The organism is Streptomyces sp. TLI_053, assembly GCF_900105395.1.
Taxonomy (GTDB): Bacteria; Actinomycetota; Actinomycetes; order Streptomycetales; family Streptomycetaceae; genus Kitasatospora.
In genome coordinates this window covers 6844987-6866603 of record NZ_LT629775.1, presented here as the reverse complement: position 1 = coordinate 6866603, position 21617 = coordinate 6844987, and the positions used below count along the sequence as shown (strand labels likewise).

Sequence of the window (21617 nt, the reverse complement as noted above, 5' to 3'; positions counted from 1 at the left end):
GACTCCTAGGAAGCAGTGAGTGCGGGTGACAACGCGTCAGACCGGCAGGTGCCAGACCTGGTTGGCGGCGCCGTTGCAGTCCCAGATGCCGAGCTGGTTGCCGTTCGTGGTGGAGAAGCCCAGGTCGTCCAGGCAGCGGCCGGACTGCGGGTTGAGCAGGGAACCGTCGGGCCGGGCCTGCCACTGCTGGGCACCGGTGCCGTTGCAGTCGTAGATCTGCACCAGGGTGCCCTGGCCGGTCCGGCCGCCCTGCACGTCCAGGCACTTGCCGAGGGCACGGACCGTCCCGTCCGCCGCCACCTTCCACTGCTGGCCGGCGGCGCCGGTGCAGTCCCAGATCTGGACCGGGGTGCTGTTGCCGTTGCTGCCGCCGCGCACGTCCACGCACTTGTCCGCGTACCCGGTGATCCGGCCGGTCGGCCCGGCCGGGGGCGTGGGGCCGAACACGATCTGGACGAAGGCCACCGTCCCGCCCATGACGCAGGACGCGCCGACCGTGCCGTCACCGACGGCCGTCGGGCCGAAGAGCGGCTTCGTGACCGGGAAGCCGTTCTCCCAGGCCTGGCACCAGCCGCCGACGCTCCAGGTCTGGTTCGGGTCGAGGCCGGTACAGGTCCCGGTGGCGCCGTAGACCAAGCCGGTAATGGAACAGTTCTGCGCGGCCGCGGCGTTCGCGACCGGTGCGGGCGGGGTGGCCCGCGGGGCGGTGCTCCCCGCCGCGTGGGCGGAGGGCGCGGTGAGCGCGGCAGCGGCGGCGAGCAGGGCGGTGGCGAACACGGAGGCGGTACGGCGCACGGGGAAGCTCCTGGGAGGTCGCGGGGGCGGGGGGAACGACACGCGTCAGGCGGGGACGTGCCAGACCTGGTTGGCGGCGCCGTTGCAGTCCCAGATGCCGAGCTGGTTGCCGTTCTCCGTGGAGAAGCCCAGGTCGTCCAGGCAGCGGCCGGAGGCCGGGTTGAGGATCGAGCCGTCCGCGCGGACCTGCCACTGCTGGGCACCGGTCCCGTTGCAGGTGTACAGCTGGACCTTGGTGCCGTTGCCCGTGGCCGCGCCCGTGACGTCGAGGCACTTGTTGAAGGCGCGGACGGTGCCGTCCACGGCGATCTTCCACTGCTGGGCGTTGGTGCCGTTGCAGTCGTAGATCTGCACCGGCGTGCGGTCGGCACTGCTGGCGCCCTTCACGTCCACGCACTTGTCGGCGTAGCCGGTGATCGGGCCGACCGGACCGGCGGGCTGGGTGGGGAGGCGGCCGGCGTAGACGATGTGCGGGAAGCTCAGGGTGTCGTTGATCCCGCAGGAGGCGACCGAGGTGCCGTCGCCGAACACCAGGCCGCCGATGGCGGTGCGGTAGAACGGCACGGTGTGGTCGACGTTCCAGGACTGGCAGGTGGCGGTGACGTACCAGCCCTGGAGCGGGTCGCTGCCGTTGCAGACGCCGTAGGCGTTCCAGGCGCCGGTGTAGGCGTAGCAGTTCCCCGCGGCCGGGGCGGCGGTGGCGGGCGAGGCGAGGGCGGCGGCCCCGCCCAGCAGGAGGGCGGAGCCGAGGAGCGCGGCGGTACGACGCATCAGGAAGGTCCTTCCGAAGACGATGAACCGGTCTGCCCGCCGGCCGGGAACCGTGATGACGGTGTACCGGTTGTGCGGGACGCGTGAAGCCTCGGGGGGATGCGTGCCCACGGTCAACAACGGGGGGAGATGATCACGCCAACGATCCGTCCACGGACGGGCACCGGTACGAACGGACGTGCGGAAGCGACGGCAGGCCGGGGCCCCGGACGATCCGTCCGGAAACCACCGGCCCGCCGCCGCACGCACGCGCGGGCGCCGGGGTCAGGCGGGGACGTGCCAGATCTGGTTCTCCAGGCCGTTGCAGTCCCAGATACCGAGCTGGTTGCCGTCGGTGGTGGAGAAGCCGAGGTTGTCCAGGCAGCGGCCGGAGGCCGGGTTGAGGATCGAGCCGTCCGCGCGGACCCGCCACTGCTGGGCGCCGGTGCGGTTGCACGTGTACAGCTGCACCTTGGTGCCGTTCGTCGTCCCGGCGGCGGCCACGTCCAGGCACTTGTTCAGGGCGCGGATCGTCCCGTCCTCGGCGATCTTCCACTGCTGGGCGGCGGTGCCGTTGCAGGCGAAGATCTGCACGGGTGTGCGGTCGGCCGAGGTGCCGTTCTTCACGTCCACACACTTGCCCGCGTAGCCGCTGATCGGCCCGACCGGGCCGTTGGGGACGAGCTCCCCGTAGTAGATGAAGGGGCTCACGATGTCTTCGGTGAGGCCGCAGGGGGCGTAGGCGGTGCCGTCGCCGAGCATCAGGGCACTGGCGGTCGGACGGCTGCGGCGAACGTGGTTGTAGTCCCAGTAGTCGCAGCTGGCCATGACCGCCCAGCTCTGTCGCGGGTCGATCCCGGAACAGGTCCCCGCGGCGTTGTTGATCGCCGGGACGACATAGGCCTGGCAGCCGGCAGCCGCCGGGGCCGCGGCGGCCGGGGCGGCGAGCGGGACGGAGAACGAGGCGGCCGCGCCGAGCACGGCGGCGGCGGTCAGGAGCACGGAGGTGCGGCGCATCGGAAGGTCCTTCCGGAGACGGGGCGGCGGCCGCCCGGCCCTTCGGGTGCGGGGCCGGAGCGGCGGGCACGAGAGCCACCGGAGAGCGTCCCGGTGACACGTGCACACGGTCAACCGGGCGGGGGTGACTATCCGCCACCCCGGCCACGCCGAGGCCTGGCCCGGCCGCGGACCCGGTCAGGAGGGAACGACGCGCCACCGCTGGTTGGCACCACCGACGCAGTCCCAGAGGATCAGCTGGACGCCGTCCCGGCCCGTGGCCCGCGGGACGTCGAGGCAGAGGTCGGTCCAGGGGTTGCGGATCGTGCCGTCCGCCCGGAACTCCCACTGTTCCTCCAGCGTGCCGAGGCACTGGGAGAACACCACCGGGGTCTCGCGCCGCCAGCGGCCGGGTTCGGGCATCATGCAGTACCCGCGGTGCTGGAGCGTCCCGCCGACCGCGACCTTGACGACCTGGTCCGCGGCGCCCCGGCAGGGGTAGTACAGCGCGAGGAGGAAGCGGGCGACCGAGTCGTTCCGCACCGTCAGGCACTTGTCGAGGTAGCCGACGAACGCCCCTTGGACGAACGGCCCCGGCAGGTCGCCGGCGGTGACCGCCGACGGCGCCCCGGAGGACGGCGGGACCGCCCCGGCGGCGGCCGGGGCGGCCAGGGTGACGGCTCCGGCCAGCAGCAGAGCGGCGAGCGGCACGGCGGTTCGGCGCACGGGAACTCCCTTTCCGGGTTCGCCGCCGAGGCCAACCGTGCGCCAGGGCGGTCGAGTTGACGGCCCACCGGTCTGCCGGGCCCGCCGGCCAGCCTTCGGGGTCGGCCGTGTGCCGTCAATGCGGATCCACGGAGTTCCCCCCAGGGGGGTATACGCCGACGGCCCGGCTCCCCCGCGTGGGGGGAGCCGGGCCGTCGGACGTCGGGTCGGTCAGTCGCCCTGGCGGCGCTGGCGGCCGGTGCCGTAGTTGGAGCCGGACTTGGAGCCGCTGCCCGGCTTCGCCCGCCCGGAGGAGCGGCCGATGAAGCCGGCCGCCTGGCGCGACGCGCCGCCGCCCTGACCGCCGCCGGCCGCGGCGCCGGTGCGCTGCTTGGGCCGGGGCCGGCGCGGGTTGCCGTTCATGTCGACGTCGGTCGGCAGCCCGGAGCGCTTGCCGGAGCGCCGGCGCGGGGCGGAGGTCTTCCCGGCGCCCCCGCCCTCGCCGCCGGCGGCCTGGGCCGGCGCGGCCGGCGCGGGCACGGCCACGGTGACCGGCACACCGCTCGGGGTGCGGGCACCGGTGATCCGGGTGAGCTCGACGTCGCCCGGGCGGATCTTCGTGGTGGTGGGACGGATCCCGGCCACCGTCATCAGCCGGCTGACCTCGCGCCGCTGGTCCGGCAGGACGAGCGTGACGACGGTGCCGGACTCGCCGGCCCGGGCGGTGCGGCCGCCGCGGTGCAGGTAGTCCTTGTGGTCGATCGGCGGGTCGACGTTGACGACCAGGTCGAGGCCGTCGATGTGGATGCCGCGGGCGGCGACGTTGGTGGCGATCAGCGCGGTGACATGACCGTCGCGGAACTGGTCGAGCACCCGGTTGCGCTGCGGCTGGGACTTGCCGCCGTGCAGGGCGGCCGCCTTCACGCCGTTGGCCAGCAGCTGCTTGGCGAGCCGGTCCGCACCGTGCTTGGTGTGCACGAACATGATCACGCGCCCGTCGCGGGAGGCGATGTGGGCGGTGGTGGACGCCTTGTCCGCCGGGTCCAGCTGGAGCAGGTGGTGGTCCATGGTGGTGACCGCACCGGCCGACGGGTCCACCGAGTGGGTCACCGGGTCGTTCAGGAAGCGCTTGACCAGCCGGTCGACGTTGCGGTCCAGGGTGGCGGAGAAGAGCATCCGCTGCCCGCCCTCGGCGACCTGCTCCAGCAGCTTGGTGACCTGCGGCAGGAAGCCCATGTCGGCCATCTGGTCGGCCTCGTCGAGCACGGTGATCGCGACGTCGGAGAGGTTGACGTCGCCGCGCCCGATCAGGTCGTCCAGTCGGCCGGGGGTGGCGACCAGGACCTCGGCGCCGCGGCGCACCGCGTTGGCCTGCCGGGTGATCGACATGCCGCCGACGACGGTGGCGATCCGCAGGTTGACAGCGGTGGCGTACGGGGTGAGGGCCTCGGTGACCTGCTGGGCCAGCTCGCGGGTGGGCGTCAGCACCAGCGCCAGCGGGTGCCGGGCGTCGGCCCGACGGCCGGCGGTGCGCGCGAGCAGCGACAGGCCGAAGGCCAGCGTCTTGCCGGAGCCGGTGCGGCCCCGGCCGAGCACGTCGCGCCCGGCGATCGAGTCGGGGAGGGTGGCGGCCTGGATCGGGAACGGCTCGGTGACGCCCTGGCGGGTCAGCGCGCTCAGGATGCCCTTGGGGAGCTCCAGCTCGGCGAAGCTCGCCGCCGGCGGGCGGGCCGGGGTGCCCTCGACCACGGTGAATTCGGCGGGCTCGGCGACCCGGGGGGCGTTGCGGCGCGGGGGCCGGGAGGAGGCGCCGGTGCGCGGGGCACCGGTACGCGGGGCGCCGCCGGTGCGCGGGGCGCCGGTGCGGGGCTTGCGGGAACGACCGCCGTCGCGGTGCGGCTGGGCAGGGGTGGTCACGGGATCTCCGTCCAGAGCGTGACAGCCCCGGGTGAGGGGCTGGTCCGGCCGTCGGAAAGGAGTTCGCCGCCCCGGCCGTTCGGCGGCATGGGCGAGGGCCCGCACCGTGCGGTGCGGGCCCTCGCTACGCGAAATCGCGCGTCAGCGGAGGCTGACGTCAGCCGATGACGCGGATGTTCTCGGCCTGCGGGCCCTTCTGGCCCTGGGTGACGTCGAACTCGACCTTCTGGCCCTCGAGCAGCTCACGGAAACCCTGAGCCGTGATGTTCGAGTAGTGGGCGAACACGTCCGGGCCGCCAGTCTCCTGCTCGATGAAGCCGAAGCCCTTTTCGCTGTTGAACCACTTCACGGTGCCGGTAGCCATAACCGTCTCCTCTAACTGGGGCATCGGAGCCCACACCTCGTGGACCCCAAGTAGCCGCGATCCCCATCCGGAGGCTGAAACACCGGACAAAACAAATGCGCCTGTTGGTTGGTACCAGCAGGCGCACACATACGTTCATGGGAACCAAAACTGCAACTGAGTCGACTCTAGCACGTCCGCACCCCGATTGACCGGGGAGTTTCTGCCGCACAGATCACGTTTGCCGGATCGGCGGAACGGGCAAACGGCGCCCGCCGTGAGGCGGGCGCCGTTTGCCTGATTGTCTGACCAGCGGTCTCTGGCGACCGGCGGAACGGGCGGTCAGCGCCGTCCGGCCGACTCCGGCAGACCGTGGGCGCTGTGCGCGCCCGCCGGCGGAACGGCCGCGCCGTGGTCACCGGTGGCGTCGCCGCCGTGACCGGGCCACCAGGCCGCCTTGCCGACCAGCGCGGTGAGCGCCGGCGTGAAGAACATCGCCATCACGAAGGCCGCCAGCGCGATGCCGAAGGCCATGCCGAAGCCGAACTCCAGCATGAAGATGTTGCCCGCGAGCATGAAGGTCGCGAACGACACCGCCAGGATGAAGCCGGCCGCCGCGACGGTCGGGCCGCCGTGGCGCACCGCCTCGCGGGCCGCCTCGCGCGGGCTGCGGCCCGCCCGGGCCTCCTCGCGCAGTCGGGCGATGATCAGGATGTTGTAGTCGGTACCGATCGCGACCACGAAGAGGTAGATCAGGATCGGCAGCATGAACATCATGCCGTGCTCGCCCTTGATGTTCTGGAACAGCAGGGTCGAGGAGCCGAGGGTGGCGGTGAAGCCGAGGCCCACCGAGGCCATCAGGTACCAGGGGGCGACCACGCTGCGCAGCTGGAGGGCCAGGATCAGCAGGATCAGCAGACCCGCGATCGGGAACACCAGCTTGTAGTCGTGGCTCATCGCCAGGTTGATGTCCTTGTAGATCGCGGTGATGCCGCCGACCTTGGCATCGGTCCCGGACGGCGCCTGGGCGTGGGCGACCTCGCGCAGTTCGGTGACCGTGTCGATCGCGTCGTTGCTGGACGGCTCGTGCTTGAGCAGCACGGTGAAGTCCGCCGTCGCGCCGTCCTTGCTGAGCTGCGGCGTCGCGGGCGCGTCGGCGACGCCGGGGACGGCGCCGAGCTTGGCGGCGTAACCGGCGAACGCGCCCTGGTCGAGCTTCGCGCCGCCGTCGGCCGTCAGGTAGACGTGCGTCGGGTCCGCGGCACCGGCCGAGAAGCCGTTGACCAGCTTGTCCTGGACGACCATCGACTCCGCGGTCTTGGGCATGGAGCTGCCCGCGAGGTCGAAGGTGCCGTTGTAGTTGAGGGCGCCGGCGGTCAGGGCCAGCAGCACACCGCCGGAGGCGACGGCCACCAGGGCCGGCCGCTTCTCGACCACGCGGCCGAGCGCGGCGAACCGGGCGTCGCTCGGCTCGTGCATCCACTTCTTGCCGGGCCAGAACACGCCGCGGGCCGGGATGACCGTGAGCACGGCCGGGGCCAGGGTGAGCGAGGCGAAGGCGGTGACGACGACCGCGATGGCCAGCGCCGGGCCGAGCGCCTTGAACATGCCGAGGCTGGAGAGGACCAGCACCGCGAAGGCGACGGTGACCGCGCCGGCCGCGGAGGCGATCGCCTCGCCGACCCGGGAGACGGCGTTGACCACGGCCTCCTGCCGGGTGTCGCCCGCCCGCAGCCGCTCGCGGTAGCGGAAGGCGAGGAACAGGAAGTAGTCGGTACCGACACCGAGCACGACGACGATGAGGATCGCCGACAGCACCGGGGTGGACTTCAGGTCGAAGGCCTTGGTGGCGTAGGCGATCAGACCGTTCGCGGTCGGCATCGCGATCATCAGCGAGAGCAGCACCGGCAGGAGGCCGGCCAGCACGCTGCGGAAGATCAGACCGACGATGATCGCGACCAGGACGACACTGCTGATGCCGATGACGGCATCGGCCGCGCCGGAGGACTCCTGCTGGTCCAGCTGCTGGGCGGCCTGGCCGCCGAGCTGGTACTTCAGCGCGGTGCCCTCGGCGAGCTTCTTGCCCTCGGTACGGATCTCCTTGGCGACCTCGCCGAACTTCTCCGAGTTCTGGGTGGTCTTGTCGATCGCGATCGGCGCCAGCGCGTACTTGCCGTCCTTGGAGGTCGTCTGGTCACTGACCGGGACGATCTGCTCGACGTGCTCGATCTTCTTGTCGGTGAGGCCCTGGACGATCTTCGCCGCGGCGGCCTTGTCCTCCGCCGTCAGCGGGGCGCCGTCGTTGCGCTCGAACAGCGCGAGCGCGGAGGGCGTGAAGCTCGACGGGAACGCCTTCTCCTGCAACTGCGCGGCCTGGATGGACTCGTAGTGCTTGGGGAGGAACGCGGCCTCGTCGGTCTGGGCCGTGATCTTCGGGGCCGAGACGGCGATGGCGATCATCGCGACGACCCACGCCGCGATCACCCACCAGGCGCGACGGACGACAAAATGTCCTAGTCGGTGGAACATGCTCGTGATGCCTCCTGGGCATGGTTCACCGCAGCCCTTGGGGGACGGGACGTCGGGCGACGGATCGGATCGGCCCGACTTGTGCGGGGCACAGGTCTAGCCGGTCGGCAGGTAAGTACTCGGAGGGGCTCATCCTACGGTCACTTGCTAGCCGACCGGCAAGCAGTTTTCCCCGTGACCCGATGCCGCAGTCCGACCCCCTCGGGGACGCCGCGAAGTGTCCCCGAGCCATTTTCGCGTGCGGAGGACCGGCTTGACCTCGTACTCGGGGTGGAGACGGCTCCCCCTCAGGGTGGAGCTTGCTCCCCTGACCCCAGGAGGAGATATCAGGGTAGACGGGTAGGGAAAACCCCACCCCACCCCCGAGGAGGACCACAGGGCGCACTCCCCCGCCAGCCGGATACCCCGTCAACACGCGCTTCCCTAGGGTCGATCACGACGCCGGACCGCACCCGGCGCCCACTCCGGCGGCCGACCACCGCCGTACACCCGGCCCGCGCCCGCCACCGGCGCCGGCCGCTCTTCCTGGGGGAACCGTGAAGACCAAGCCCGGCATGGCCGCCGCCATGGGCGCCTGGAGCGCCCGGCACAGAAAGACCGCCGTCTTCGGCTGGCTGCTGTTCGTCGTCCTCGCCACCTTCCTCGGCGGCCTGCACGGCAGCACCCAGGTCGACGAGGCCGAGGCCATGCCCGGCCAGGTCTCCCGGGCCGCCGAGATCCTCGACCGGGCCGGACTGAAGTCCCCGTCCACCGAGACCGTCCTGATCCAGAGCACCGACCGGACCGCCGACGCCCCCGCCTTCCGCGCCGTCGTCGACCAGGTGATCGCCGGGGTCAACGGCACCGGCAAGGCCACCGACGTCCGCTCCCCCTACGACACCAGGGCCGTCTCCGCCGACGGCCGCTCCGCGCTCGTCCAGCTCACCGTGCGGGGCGACCACGAGGAGGCCACCGCCAACGTCGGCGCCGTGGTCGACGCCGTCGCCGCCGTCCAGAAGCAGCACCCCGACCTCACCGTGGTGGAGCTCGGCGACGCCAGCTCCGGCAAGTGGATGGACGAGCAGTTCGCCGACGACTTCGCCCGGGCCGAGTGGACGGCCGTCCCGCTCGCCCTCGGCATCCTGCTGGTCGCCTTCGGCGCGCTGGTCGCCGCCGTCCTGCCCGTCCTGCTCGCGATCACCGCCTTCGTCGCGGCCGGCGGACTCGTCGCCCTCAGCAGCGGGATCCTGCACACCAGCAACAGCGCCAGCTCGGTGATGCTGCTGGTCGGCCTCGCCGTCGGCGTCGACTACTGCCTCTTCTACCTGCGCCGCGAACGCGAGGAGCGGGCGGCCGGGCGCGACCTCGACACCTCGCTGCGGATCGCCGCCGCCACCAGCGGCCGGGCCGTGCTGGTCTCCGGCGTCACCGTGGTGATCGCCATGGCGGGCATGTTCCTCACCGGCATCGCCGAGTTCAAGGCCATGGCCTACGCCACCATCGTGGTCGTCGTCACCGCCGTGCTCGGCTCGCTCACCGTGCTGCCCGCCCTGCTCTCGATGCTCGGCGACCGGGTCGACAAGGGCCGGGTGCCCTTCCTGCACCGGCTGCGCCGCCCCGACGCCGCCACCGGCGGCGGCCGCTTCTGGAACGCCGTGCTCACCCCGGTGCTGCGCCGCCCGCTGGCCGCCGCCACCCTGTCCGGCGCCGTGCTGATCGGCCTGGCCGCGCCGCTGCTCACCATGCACACCGCCAACCTGACCTTCCAGCAGCAGCTGCCGAAGGGCAACGAGCTGGTCGCCGTCTCGCAGAAGATCGAGGCCGCCTTCCCCGGCAGCCCCGCGCCCGCCTCCGTGGTGATCAGGGCCACCGACATCGACTCCCCCGCGATGACCGCCGCGATCGCCGACCTCCAGGCCCGCGCGCTGGCCTCCGGCCGGATGCACGGACCGGTCGACGTCACCGTCCACCCCGAGCAGAACGTGGCCACCGTCGACATCCCGCTCAACGGCAGCGGCAACGACGAGGTCAGCAACGCCGCCCTGCGCACCCTGCGCGAGGACCTCGTGCCCGCCACCGTGCTCGCGGTGCCCGGCACCGAGGCCCCGGTCACCGGCCGCACCGCCGGCTCCTACGACTTCAACGCCAAGATGACCGGGTCGATGCCGGTGGTCTTCGGCTTCGTGGTCGCCTTCGCCTTCCTGCTCATGCTCACCTCCTTCCGCTCGCTGGCCGTCGCCGGCACCGCCGTGGTGCTCAACCTGCTCTCGGTCGGCGCCGCGTACGGGGTGCTGACGCTGGTCTTCCAGCACGGCGTCGGGGCCTCGCTGCTCGGCACCGCGGGCGTCGGCGCGGTCGAGTCCTGGGTGCCGCTGTTCCTCTTCGTGATCCTCTTCGGCCTGTCGATGGACTACCACGTCTTCGTGGTCTCCCGGATCAAGGAGGGCCGTGACCGGGGCCTGCCCACCCGGGTCGCGATCGCCCACGGCATCCGCTCCACGGCCGGGGTGGTCACCAGCGCGGCCGTGATCATGGTGGCGGTCTTCGCGGTCTTCGGCACCCTCTCCATGCAGGCCATGAAGCAGATGGGCGTCGGCCTCGCGGTCGCGGTGCTGATCGACGCGACGATCATCCGCGCGGTGCTGCTGCCCTCGGTGATGACCCTGCTCGACGAGCGCAACTGGTACCTGCCGCGCTGGCTCGCCTGGCTGCCCGACTTCTCCCACGGGGAGAGCGTCCCGCCGCTCGGCGCCGGTGCTCCGCCCGCCCCGGCCGCCGGCACTGCCACTGGCCATGGCGCCGGCACCGGCACCGGCACCGGCACCGACGAACCGCGCGTCCCGCAGGCCCGGCACCGCCGGATCGGGGTCTGACCCTTCCCCGTCGGGTCCCCGGGCCCGCAGACCCCGGACAACCGCCGGGCCCCGCGTCGCGCGGGGCCCGGCACCCGTTTGCCAGAATGATCGCCCACCCTCACCCGGCTGTCACGAAGGAAACCAACACCCTCATGCACCGCTTCGACGAGGGGCGGGCGCGGCTGCTGCTCGCCCGTGCCTGCGAGTCCGCCGGCCTGCCCGAACCCACCGGCGCCCGGCTGCTCGCCCTCGGCGAGAACGCCGTCTTCGACCTCGGCGACCCGGCCGTGGTCGCCAAGGTCGGCCGCGCGCCCGAACTGCGCGACCGGGCCCGCCGTGAACTCGCCGTCGCCGACTGGCTGGCCGGCCACGACGTCCCGGTGGTCCGCCCGTACGACGCGGTGCCCGCCGGGCCCCGGCTCGCCGAAGGGCACCCGGTCACCTTCTGGCACCGGCTCGCCCCCGCCGAACGGCCCGCCCGCCCGGTGGACCTCGCCCCGCTGCTGCACGCCGTGCACCGGCTGCCCGAGCCGCCGTTCGCGCTCGGCCGCCGCGACCTGCTCGCCCCCGTCGAGCGCTGGCTCGCCTCCGCCGAGGGCCACGTCGACCCGGCCGACGTCGACTTCCTGCGCGACCGCCGGGACTCCTTCGCCGCCGCGGCGGCCGCGCTCGTCCCGCACCTGCCGACCGGGGTGATCCACGGCGACGCGCTGCCGCGCAACGTCCACGTCGGCCCGGACGGGCCCGTCCTGCTCGACCTGGAGTTCGTCGCGCACGACCTGCGCGAGCACGACCTGGTGGTGCTCGCGCTCAGCCACGACCGGTACGGCGTGCCGGACGCGGACTACCGGGAGTTCACCGCGGCGTACGGCTGGGACGTGCGCGAGTGGCCCGGCTTCGCGGTGCTGCGCGGGGCCAGGGAGACGGCCAGCGCCTCCTGGGTCGCCCAGCAGGCACCGGGCAACCCGGCGGCACTGGCCGAGTTCCGGCGCCGGGTGGACTCGCTGCGGACCGGCGCCACCGAGGTGCGCTGGTACCCGTTCTGACGCCCGGTCGGCCGTCCCGCGCGCGGTGGCGCGGGACGGTCACCACCGTCGCGGGCACGACCCCGGGAGTTCGCCGGATCCCCCTACACTCCGGCCCATGGCCACCGATCGCCCCATCGCCCTCGGACCGCGCCTGAGCCGCGGCCGGATCGTCGGACTCGCCGTCACCGCCGTCCTCACCGCGGCCACCGGCTGGCTCACCGCCACCGGCGCCGTCCGGGCGTTCGCCGCCGACGCCTGCGGCCCCGAACGGCACTGCGGCGCCCTGCCCACCGTCCTCCTGCTCGTCCTCGGGCCGCTGCTCTGGCTGGCGGCCCTGGTGGCCGCCGCCACCACCGCCCACGGCGACGCCCCCACCACCGAGCCCTCGGCCACCTCCGACCGGGGCGTCCTGCTCGGCTGCCTGGCCGCCGGCCTGCTCGGCGCGGCCCTCGCCGGGGGGACCGCCCGGCCCTGGCTGCTCGCGCCCGTCCTCCCGCTCGCCCTGCTCACCGCCGCCCTGGACCGGCACGGCGCCCGGCGCTGGCGCGCCCACCGGCTGGCCGCCGGACGACAGGAGCGGCTGGACCGGGAGGGCATCACCGTCCCGGCCCTGATCACCCGCGTCACCGGCACCGGGGCGACCGACGACGAGGACCCCGAGCTGCGCGTCACCGTCGGCTTCCGCACCGTCGACGGAGCCGACCGCACGGCCGCCACCGTCGACACCTTCCCGCCCGGCCGCGCCCCGCGCCCCGGCGACGGCGCCGAGGTCCGCTACCACCCCGACGATCCGGAGAACCTCCACGTCACCATCGCCGCCCGCACCGCCGCCCCGCAGGACGGCGGTGTCGTGTCCGCCCTCGAACGCCTCGCCGCGCTCCGGCGCGAGGGCGCCCTCGACGCCGCCGAGTTCGCCGCCGCCAAGGCCCTGCTGCTCGGGGGCGGGATCAGCGCAGAGGCCAGCGGGGGTCTATGACCGCCTCCGGGTCCTTGGCCCGGCGGAGCCAGGCCTGGAGGTCCTCGGCCCAGGCCCGGTGCCAGTCGACCTGACGGGCGTGGAGCTCGGCCACCGGGACGGCGCCGACCTGGTCCGGGTAGCGCTCGGCGAGGGCCACCGCGACCCGGACGGCGGCGAGGGCGTCACTGCCCGCCTCGTGGGCGTCGGTCAGCTCGACGCCGTACACCTCGCAGACCCGCTGCAGGGTCCGCGAGCCCTTGCGGTACTTGTCCACCGCGCGGTCGATCACCAGTGCGTCGAGCACCGGCACGACCGGCCCGCCGAGCCGCTCGGCCAGCGCCGGCAGCCCGTACCGGCGCAGCTCGGCGTCGAGCATCGAGAGGTCGAACGGGGCGTTGAACGCCACCACCGCCCACCCCTCGGCGAGCCGGGCGCACAGCGCGCCGGCTATCTCGTCCACCGCCTCCTTGGCGGGCCGCCCCTTGGCCCGCGCCAGGTCGTCCCCGATCCCGTGGATCGCCGCCGCCTCCGCGGGGATCGGCACCCCCGGGTCGAGCAGCCACCCGGTGGCATCCAGCCGGCGGTCCCCGACGGTGTCCACGAGGGCGGCCGTGACAATCCGGTCCACGGCCGGGTCGGTACCCGTGGTCTCCAGGTCGAAGCCGACCAGTGGCTGCTGCCACCAGCTCATAGGAATGCGTCCTTCCGTCCTCCACTCGAACAGCCCCTATCATCACCCGCCCCTCCGACAATCCGGCCGCTGGGGCCCGCACCCCCGCCCGCCGGAGCCCCGCGGCACCAGCCGGCGGCACCCCGACCGGCCGGTCGCGGGCGGCCCCGGCAGCGGGCCCCGCGAACGCGTCCGCGCCCCCGGCCCGCCGGTCACGGCGGGCCGGGGGCGCGGACTCCCCGGTAGCGGACTCCCCGGTAGCGGACTCCTCCGGCCGTCCGACGACCGGTACTACGCGCCGACGATCCTCCACCACTGCTGCGACTGGTAGTTCTTCTGCCACAGCTGCGCCTGGGCGCCGTTGCCGGACACGTTCGTGTCCCGGTCCAGCACGGTGTTGTAGCCGTTGTTGTACCGCGAGTTGTAGATCGCGACGTCGTTGGCCCGCACGAACCACTTCTGCTGCGTGGCGCCGTTGCACTGCCACAGCTGGACCCGGGTCCCGTTGCCGCCGTTCCCGTTGGTGTCCGCGTCCAGGCACATCCCCGGGAACCGCACGCTCTCGATGCTGTAGTCGCTCCACGAGATCCACTCCTGCTGCGTGGACCCGTTGCACCCCCAGACCTGCACCTTGGTCCCGTTGCCGCCGTTGTTGGCGTCGGCGTCCAGACACTGGCCCGACGTCACCGAGTAGAGGCTGTTGATCCGGATGTAGGTGCCGGTCACGGCCTGCCGCGCACCGGCCTCGCGCTGCGGACCGTCGGCGCGGGTGTCGGCGTGGGTGTCGGCGACCGCCCGGCCCAGGGTGAGCGCGGAGGCGGGCAGGGCCGGCTGCGCGGAGGCGACGCCCGGGACCGCCACGGCGCACATCAGGGCCGTGAGCGAGGCGGCGGACAGGCCGAGGAGAGTCTTGCGTACCCGCATGGGGATCCCCCGAACGCGGAGCGGGGACCGCCGGTCCGGCCGTCCTGGTGCCGCTGCGCAACGTGGCCAGCTTGCACAGCGGCGCTCCGCCCGCGCCACGGGAGGACGTCAATCCTGTTGCGGAGATAGAACCCCATGCGGACAGGCGACTTCCGACCACGCCCTAGCCGAGCAGGGTGCGGCCGAGCCAGTCGGTGGGGTCCTGGGCGCCGGGGAGGACGTAGAAGTAGCCGCCGCCGGTGGGGCGGAGGAAGCGGGCGAGGGGCTCGTCGATCAGTCGGGTCTGGACGGTCTCGAACTGCCTGGCGATGTCGCGCTGGTAGCAGCAGAAGGCGAGGCCGAGTTCGGGGACGCCGCCCGCGTCGAGGCCACGGTCGTAGTTGAAGGCGCGGCGCAGGATGCGGTCGGCGCGGGTGGCGTCGGTGCGGGGGTTGGCGAGGCGGATGTGGGAGTCGAGGGCGATCACGGCGCCGTTCGGGTCCTGGGTGTAGTCGGGGGTGTCGCCCTCCTTGGTGCGGCCGAGCGGGGCGCCGTCGGACTTCCGGCGGCCGATGATCCGCTCCTGCTCGCCCAGGGGCAGTTCGTCCCAGGGGCCGACCAGGGTGCGGACGGCGCGGATCACCTGGTAGGTGCCGCCGACCGCCCAGGCCGGTCCGCCGGCGTCCGCGCCGACCCAGACCAGGGCGTCCATCTGCTGGGCGGAGCCGGTGTCGGGGTTCTGGATGCCGTCCTTGAAGCCCAGCAGGTTGCGGGCGGCGCCGGCCGGACGGGCCCGGTTCTGGTAGCCGTCGAGCTGCCAGCGCGGGCTGAGCGCCTTGCCGGTGCCGCGCAGCAGGTGGCGGATCGCGTGCTGGACGGTGTCGCGGCTGGTGGCGCAGACCTGGAGGGAGAGGTCGCCGTGGCATTCGGCGGGGCGCAGGCCGTCGTTGGGGAAGGTGCGCATCGCGGTGAGCCCGGCGGGGCGGGCGTCGGCGAGGCCGTAGCGGGCGTCCAAGAGGGAGGCGCCGACGCCGACGGTGACGGTGAGGTCGTCGGTGGGCAGGGCGGCGGGGCCGAGGGTGCCGCTGTCGGAGGGTGCGGCGCCGGGGCCGAGGTCGGGCGGGGTGCCGCCGTCGGTGAGGAAGCGGATCCGGTCGGTGAGGGTGCGCAGCAGGGCGGCGAGTGCGGCGCGGTCGTTGACGTGGACGTCGAGGGCGAGGAAGGTGCCGTAGCCGGGGGGCGGGTTGAGGATGCCGGCCTGGTGGACGCCGTGGAACGGGATCCGCCCGGTGGTGGCGGCGGGGGCGCCCGGGGCGGGGCCGGCGGTACCGAGGGCGAGGGCTCCGACGGCCCCGGCGCCGAGCGCGGTGCGGACGAAGCTGCGGCGCGAGGCGACGGGGGCGCCCGGGTCGCTCGTGTACTGACTGGTCAACGGGGGGCCTTCCGGGGCGGCGGGTCCAGGAGCGCGGGCGGACCCGGTGCCGGGCCGCTGATCATGGATTCGACGCTAGCAACGCCCGCCCCGGACCGCCTCCGCTCGCCGCCCGAAGGGGGGAGCCGCCGAACGGGCCCGCCTACCGCTCCCCGGCGGGCCGGAGCAGGTGGACGTCGACCCCGTCCTCGCGCTCGAAGGCGAAGCCGTGCCGCTCGTAGAGGCGGCGGGCGCGGCTGCCCCGGAGCACGATCAGCCGCACCGGCTCGCCGGCCGCGTCGGTCTCGGCCAGCAGCCGGCGCAGGACTGCACCGCCGAGGCCGACGCCCTGGTGGGCCGGGTCGAGGTAGAAGTGCTCCAGGAGGCGTCCGCCCTGCTCGGCGGGGCGGACGGTGCAGCAGCCGGCCAGGACCCCGGCCACCTCGACGACGGCGGTCCAGCGGGTGGAGAAGCCCTCCCGCAGGCGCCGGCGGACCCGGTCCTCGTCGTAGCGGCCGAGGCGGACCAGGTCGGTGCGCATGACCTCGGCGCGCAGCGCCGCGAGCGGCTCGATGTCCTCGGGACGGCCGGGGCGCAGCGTCCAGTCGGGAGTGCTGTTCATCCGGGCACTGTCGCAGCCGCCCCGCCCGCCCGGCCAGCGGTTTTCCGGGCACCGAGAACGGAGGGGGCGGCGGGGCAACCCGCCCCGGGGAGGCGTCGGTTCAGGAGACCGGGCGGGAGTCCGCCCAGATGCCCTCGAACTCCTCGCGGTAGACCTCCAGCAGTCCGGCGTCGGTGCCGCCGGGCTCCTGTCCGGCGCCGCCGCGCAGGACCAGGGCGGGCGATTCCATGCCCCGGGCCCGGCGCAGGTACGGCTGGACGACGCCGAGGTCGCGGGTCTGCCGCCGGCCGCCGGGGGCCGTCGCTCCCGCCGGTGTGCCCTCGACCAGGTAGGCGGTGAACCGCGGGGTCTCGTCGAACACCCGGATCTCGAAGCCGCCCTGGTCCCGCAGCGCGGCGCGGACCCGACGCACGTGCAGGATGTTCATCTGGATGGAGCGACCCAGCTCGCCGCGTCCGAGCCCGAGTTCGCGCTCGCGGCGGCGCACGGCGCTGCTGGCCGGGTTGAGGAAGAGCAGGCGGACCCGGCAGCCCTCGCCGGCGAGCCGGACCAGCCGCTTGCCGGTGTAGTTCTGGCAGAGCATGCCGAGGCCGATGCCGAGCGCGTCGAGCCGCCGGGCGCCGTCGAGGAGGTCCTCGACCGGCAGGTCGCGCTGGAGCCGGACCCGGTCGGGGTGGACGGCGACGACGTCCGCGTACCGGCCGGCGACCAGGGACTCGACCACGTCCGCGGGCACGGCCCCGGTGCCGCCGTCGAGCAGGGCGAGCAGCCGGGCGGAGGCCCGTTCCGCCTGGGCGAGCACGGTCGGGGTGAGGACACGGTTGCGGGAGACGACGTGCCGGGCGACCTCCAGCTCGTCGAGGGCCAGCTCGATCTCCCGGCGGTCGGCCAGGTACGGCTCGAAGCAGGGCCAGTGCTGGACCATCAGTTCGCGCAGCTGCGGCAGGGTGAGGAAGACCAGCGGGTCGTCGTCGGCCGGGTCGAGCAGGTAGCCCTTGCGGCGGCTGACCTCGCGGACGGCGCCGGCCCGGTGCGCCCACTCCTCGCCGGCCGGGCCGGCCGCGGCGGTGACCCAGTCCTCGCCGTGGGCGGGCGCGTAGATCGGGTGCAGCACCTCGTCGACGAGCGAGCGGAGCCGCTGCTCGACCAGGTTGAGCCAGACGTAGGCGCGGCCGGAGAGCCTGACCCGCTGGTAGGCGTCCTCCCACTCGGCGCCGGACCAGGCGAGCGCGGGGACCTCGACCGGCCCGCCCTGGGCGGGGACGAGCGAGCGCCCGCCGGTCAGGGCGGGGCGCATGACCACCGTCGGCGCCTCGCTGCGGGCGCCGCCACGGTCGGGGCCGCCGGGCCCACCGCCACGACCGCCGGCGGGGAACACCATGCGCACCTCACCTGGTTCCTGTCGTGAGCCGCCCGGGGCCGCTCGGAGCTGTCTGTCTGACCGCCTGTCCGCCGTCCGGCCGGTCGGCCGCTCGGCGCACCGGACGACCGGACGGCCGGGGACGCACCGCCGACACACCGGGGCGCACCGCCGGTTCGCCGACGGTTCGCCTGATGGATCGCCATGAGTCCCGAACAGCCGGACGATCAAGGGTACTGCCCGCCGCGAACCGCCCGCAGCCGGTTGGGGCACGGCGGCGGCCGGGCCGCCGGGGCACCCCAACCGTCTCACCCGCCCCGCCCACCACGAAAGCCCCTCGACGGCGCCGGCCCGACCCGGGAGGACGCCTGCCCACCCGGGAGGGCGCCCACCGGCCCCGCGCCGACCCCGCGACGCACCCCGCGACGCACCCCGCACCGGCCCGCGCCCACCCGGGAGTGCCCGCGACGCACCTGCGACGCACCCGCGACGGCCCCCCGTTGACCGGCTCGGCCTGTCGGCCACGGCCCGCGGCGACGCGCGCGGACACCCGTTCGGGCGAATACGGCACAAATGGCCCCGCCGTCGGGCGAAGCGTCGGGGAGTATGCGGACTGTGCCGCCGTGTGCCGTGGGTCACGGTGCCCGAGCGGCGCATGCCCGGCCGCGAGGCCGGGAAGAGAGTGCCTCCGAGGTCCGGGCCCGGCCGTCGGACTTTACGTCAGTTCTCCTTCTACGCAAGGAAGTCGAGGAACCATGCAGGTCTGGCCAGGGACCTCCTACCCCCTCGGTGCCACCTACGACGGGGCCGGCACCAACTTCGCCGTGTTCTCGGAGAGCGCCGACCGGATCGAGCTCTGCCTGCTCGACGAGGACGGCTCGGAGTCCTCCGTCGAACTGCGCGAGACGGACGCCTTCGTCCGGCACGCCTACCTCCCGGGCGTCCAGCCGGGCCAGCGCTACGGATTCCGCGTCCACGGCCCCTACAACCCGGGCCTGGGCCAGCGGCACAACAGCGCCAAACTGCTGCTGGACCCGTACGCCAAGGCGATGAGCGGCACCATCGACTGGGACGAGTCGGTCTACGGCTACCACTTCGGCGCCCCCGAGCGCCGCAACGACCTCGACTCCGCCCCGCACACCATGCACTCGGTGGTGATCAACCCCTACTTCGACTGGGGCACCGACCGGCCGCCCCGCACCGACTACCACCGCACGGTGCTCTACGAGGCCCATGTGAAGGGCCTGACCAAACTGCACCCGGGGATCCCCGAGGAGATCCGCGGCACCTACGCGGGCGTCGCCCACCCGGCCGTGATCGAGCACCTCGCCAAGCTCGGCGTCACCGCGATCGAGCTGATGCCGGTGCACCAGTTCGTCCGCGACCACCGGCTGCGGGACCTCGGACTGGCCAACTACTGGGGCTACAACACCGTCGGCTTCTTCGCCCCGCACTCCTCCTACTCCTCCACCGGCGACCGGGGCCAGCAGGTGCAGGAGTTCAAGTCGATGGTGAAGGCGCTGCACGCGGCCGGCATCGAGGTCATCCTCGACGTGGTCTACAACCACACCGCCGAGGGCAACCACCTGGGCCCGACGCTGTCCATGCGCGGCCTCGACAACGTCTCCTACTACCGCCTCGCCCGGGACCAGCGGTTCTACGAGGACACCACCGGCACCGGCAACAGCCTGCTGATGCGCAGCCCGCACGTGCTCCAGCTGATCATGGACTCGCTGCGCTACTGGGTCACCGAGATGCACGTCGACGGCTTCCGCTTCGACCTCGCCGCCACCCTGGCCCGGCAGTTCCACGAGGTGGACCGGCTCTCCTCGTTCTTCGACCTGGTCCAGCAGGACCCGGTGGTCTCCCAGGCCAAGCTGATCGCCGAGCCCTGGGACCTCGGCGAGGGCGGCTACCAGGTCGGCAACTTCCCCCCGCTGTGGACGGAGTGGAACGGCATGTACCGCGACACCGTCCGCGACCTGTGGCGCGGCGAGAACGCCACCCTGGCCGAGTTCGGCTCCCGGCTCACCGGCTCCTCCGACCTCTACCAGGACGACGGCCGCCGCCCGATCGCCTCGATCAACTTCGTCACCTGCCACGACGGCTTCACCCTGCGCGACCTGGTCTCCTACAACGACAAGCACAACGAGGCCAACGGCGAGAACAACCGGGACGGCGAGTCCTTCAACCGCTCCTGGAACTGCGGGGTCGAGGGCCCCGGCGAGGACCCCGGCACCGAGGAGCTGCGGGCCCGCCAGCAGCGCAACTTCCTCGCCACCCTGATGCTCTCGCAGGGCGTGCCGATGCTCTCCCACGGCGACGAGCTGGGCCGCACCCAGCACGGCAACAACAACGCCTACTGCCAGGACAACCCGCTCACCTGGGTGCACTGGCCGACCGGGGACGGGCCGGACGCCCGGCTGCTGGAGTTCACCCAGGGCATGGTCTGGCTGCGCCGCGACCACCCGGTGTTCCGGCGCCGCCGCTTCTTCCACGGGCGCCCGGTCCCGGGGCGGCCCACCGGGGAGGGCGGCGGGTCCGGCGCGTACGAGGACCTCACCGACATCGCCTGGTTCACGCCCGCCGGGGAGGAGATGACCAAGCGCAACTGGGGTGCCAGCTACGCCAAGTCGCTCACCGTCTTCCTGAACGGCTACGCCATCTCGGAGCCGGACCGGCGCGGCGGGCGGATCGTCGACGACTCCTTCCTGCTGATGTTCAACGCGCACTTCGAGCCGCTGGAGTTCACCGTGCCGGCCGGGCACGGGCAGGAGTGGCAGGTCGTGGTGGACACCGCGCAGGCCCGGCTGCCCGCGCCGGGCACGGGCGCGGTGGTCAAGGCCGGGGACGCGCTGCAGCTCGTCGACCGCTCGCTGATGGTGCTGCAGCGCCCGGCCTGAGCGGCCGGGCGTACCCAGCCGCGGTGTGCGGGTGCGCCGAAGGCCCTTGCGCATCCGCCGTCGCACGGGCCACCGTGGTCCCCGGGGAGGCCGGAGCCTGCCCGGGGACCGGTGCGAGGGACGGCGGGGGCGATGGCGGGCGATCGGACGACCACGGCGGAGTTCCTGCTCGGAACACTGCTCTCCGTCCCGGGCCGGCTCGCGGACGCGACGGTCCGCCGCCCGCCCCCGTACCGGTGGGTGCTCGCGCGCACCCGCACCCCCGGGGCGGAGGCCGCCCGGGCCGCCGAACGCGCCCTGGTCGAGGGGCTGGTCGAACGGCTCGGCGCGGTCGACGGGATCACCTTCGTCGTGTCGCAGGTGGACGACCGCCGGACCGCCCCCGGGCTCGGGCTCGACCCGGGGCGCCGGCTGGAGCTGGTCTGCCAGCTCGCCGCGACGGCCTACTTCGCCACCGCGCTGGAGCCGCCGGAGCTGCTGCGCCGGATCGACGCGGCCGGCGTCGCCGACTGGGGCGCGGACGGGTACGCCGACCCCCGGCTGCCGCACCGGCGCGGCTCGGTCGCCGCCGCGCTGGCGTACTACCGCGACGGCGGCCGCCACCCGGACGGTTCGCCGCGGGACCTCCCCGCGCTGTTCGCGCCGGAGCCCCTGGACGCCCGCCTGAGCTGGGACGAGCCGGGCCGGACGCCGGTCGCGGAACCCACCCCGACCATGTTCAACAGCTCGTTCGCCCAGTACGCGGACGACCCGGCCGCCGCCGAGGCGGTGCGGGCCGCCCGGGCCGAACACGGCCGGATCCTGCGCCTCGGCCGCTCCGGGGCCGGCGGGCCGCAGCGCCCCGGCTACTTCACGGTGCCCCGGGGGTGGCGCCGCCGCGGCCACTGAGCGTC

The 21617-nt window shown here is 73.8% G+C and carries 17 protein-coding genes; 5 read left to right on the top strand and 12 right to left on the bottom strand.

All coding sequences use genetic code 11. The features are described 5' to 3' along the window. Window positions 1-36: 36 nt before the first annotated feature. The 7 genes from BLU95_RS44400 to BLU95_RS28550 all read right to left on the bottom strand — a co-directional run bounded on the left by BLU95_RS44400 (window position 37) and on the right by BLU95_RS28550 (window position 8035). Window positions 37-795 (bottom strand): ricin-type beta-trefoil lectin domain protein, encoded by a 759-nt coding sequence (locus tag BLU95_RS44400; protein WP_231977827.1) that lies wholly within the window; start codon window positions 793-795, stop codon window positions 37-39. 45 nt (window positions 796-840) lie between these two features. Continuing rightward, window positions 841-1566: a ricin-type beta-trefoil lectin domain protein gene (locus BLU95_RS28575; RefSeq protein WP_093865196.1), complete on the bottom strand. Its 726-nt coding sequence runs from the start codon at window positions 1564-1566 to the stop codon at window positions 841-843. Window positions 1567-1830: 264 nt separating this feature from the next. Next, complete coding sequence (locus BLU95_RS28570; protein WP_093862497.1) at window positions 1831-2562, bottom strand: ricin-type beta-trefoil lectin domain protein; 732 nt, start codon at window positions 2560-2562, stop codon at window positions 1831-1833. 177 nt (window positions 2563-2739) lie between these two features. After that, window positions 2740-3267, bottom strand: coding sequence for an RICIN domain-containing protein (locus tag BLU95_RS28565; protein ID WP_159425025.1), 528 nt, complete (start codon window positions 3265-3267; stop codon window positions 2740-2742). A 210-nt stretch (window positions 3268-3477) separates the two neighbouring features. Beyond that, window positions 3478-5163, bottom strand: coding sequence for a DEAD/DEAH box helicase (locus BLU95_RS28560; protein ID WP_093862495.1), 1686 nt, complete (start codon window positions 5161-5163; stop codon window positions 3478-3480). A 157-nt stretch (window positions 5164-5320) separates the two neighbouring features. Continuing rightward, entirely contained in the window at window positions 5321-5527 is a 207-nt protein-coding gene (locus BLU95_RS28555) for a cold-shock protein (RefSeq protein ID WP_030391310.1), read from the bottom strand. A 321-nt stretch (window positions 5528-5848) separates the two neighbouring features. Further along, window positions 5849-8035 carry an MMPL family transporter gene (locus BLU95_RS28550; protein ID WP_093862494.1) on the bottom strand — a complete coding sequence of 729 codons (2187 nt, stop codon included), beginning with the start codon at window positions 8033-8035 and terminating at the stop codon, window positions 5849-5851. Between the two features lie 566 nt (window positions 8036-8601). Between BLU95_RS28550 and BLU95_RS28545 the strand changes: the two genes are divergently transcribed. From BLU95_RS28545 to BLU95_RS28535, 3 genes are all read left to right on the top strand, one after another. After that, window positions 8602-10887 carry an MMPL family transporter gene (locus BLU95_RS28545; protein ID WP_093865195.1) on the top strand — a complete coding sequence of 762 codons (2286 nt, stop codon included), beginning with the start codon at window positions 8602-8604 and terminating at the stop codon, window positions 10885-10887. A 134-nt stretch (window positions 10888-11021) separates the two neighbouring features. Continuing rightward, window positions 11022-11915: a phosphotransferase enzyme family protein gene (locus BLU95_RS28540; RefSeq protein ID WP_093862493.1), complete on the top strand. Its 894-nt coding sequence runs from the start codon at window positions 11022-11024 to the stop codon at window positions 11913-11915. A gap of 97 nt (window positions 11916-12012) precedes the next feature. After that, window positions 12013-12873 (top strand): DUF3592 domain-containing protein, encoded by an 861-nt coding sequence (locus BLU95_RS28535; RefSeq protein ID WP_093862492.1) that lies wholly within the window; start codon window positions 12013-12015, stop codon window positions 12871-12873. Here the strand turns inward: BLU95_RS28535 and BLU95_RS28530 are convergent. The 5 genes from BLU95_RS28530 to BLU95_RS28510 all read right to left on the bottom strand — a co-directional run bounded on the left by BLU95_RS28530 (window position 12845) and on the right by BLU95_RS28510 (window position 17842). Then, window positions 12845-13546 (bottom strand): exonuclease domain-containing protein, encoded by a 702-nt coding sequence (locus BLU95_RS28530; protein ID WP_093862491.1) that lies wholly within the window; start codon window positions 13544-13546, stop codon window positions 12845-12847. The two genes, BLU95_RS28535 and BLU95_RS28530, sit on opposite strands and share 29 nt — an antisense overlap. Before the next feature lie 270 nt (window positions 13547-13816). Next, window positions 13817-14449 carry an RICIN domain-containing protein gene (locus tag BLU95_RS28525; RefSeq protein WP_093862490.1) on the bottom strand — a complete coding sequence of 211 codons (633 nt, stop codon included), beginning with the start codon at window positions 14447-14449 and terminating at the stop codon, window positions 13817-13819. Between the two features lie 163 nt (window positions 14450-14612). Beyond that, entirely contained in the window at window positions 14613-15860 is a 1248-nt protein-coding gene (locus BLU95_RS28520) for a Dyp-type peroxidase (RefSeq protein WP_093862489.1), read from the bottom strand. Window positions 15861-16002: 142 nt separating this feature from the next. After that, window positions 16003-16461 (bottom strand): GNAT family N-acetyltransferase, encoded by a 459-nt coding sequence (locus tag BLU95_RS28515; protein ID WP_093862488.1) that lies wholly within the window; start codon window positions 16459-16461, stop codon window positions 16003-16005. Window positions 16462-16561: 100 nt separating this feature from the next. Beyond that, window positions 16562-17842 carry a DUF5919 domain-containing protein gene (locus BLU95_RS28510; protein ID WP_093862487.1) on the bottom strand — a complete coding sequence of 427 codons (1281 nt, stop codon included), beginning with the start codon at window positions 17840-17842 and terminating at the stop codon, window positions 16562-16564. Window positions 17843-18576: 734 nt separating this feature from the next. On the opposite strand from BLU95_RS28510, the gene glgX reads away from it, so the two are divergent. Both glgX and BLU95_RS28500 read left to right on the top strand, forming a co-directional pair. Then, the gene (gene glgX / locus BLU95_RS28505) at window positions 18577-20724 is read left to right on the top strand and encodes a glycogen debranching protein GlgX (RefSeq protein ID WP_093862486.1); all 2148 of its coding nucleotides are present in this window, start codon (window positions 18577-18579) and stop codon (window positions 20722-20724) included. 132 nt (window positions 20725-20856) lie between these two features. Beyond that, on the top strand, window positions 20857-21612 hold the full coding sequence (locus tag BLU95_RS28500) for a hypothetical protein (protein ID WP_093862485.1): 756 nt from the start codon (window positions 20857-20859) through the stop codon (window positions 21610-21612). The last annotated feature ends 5 nt before the right edge of the window (window positions 21613-21617 follow it).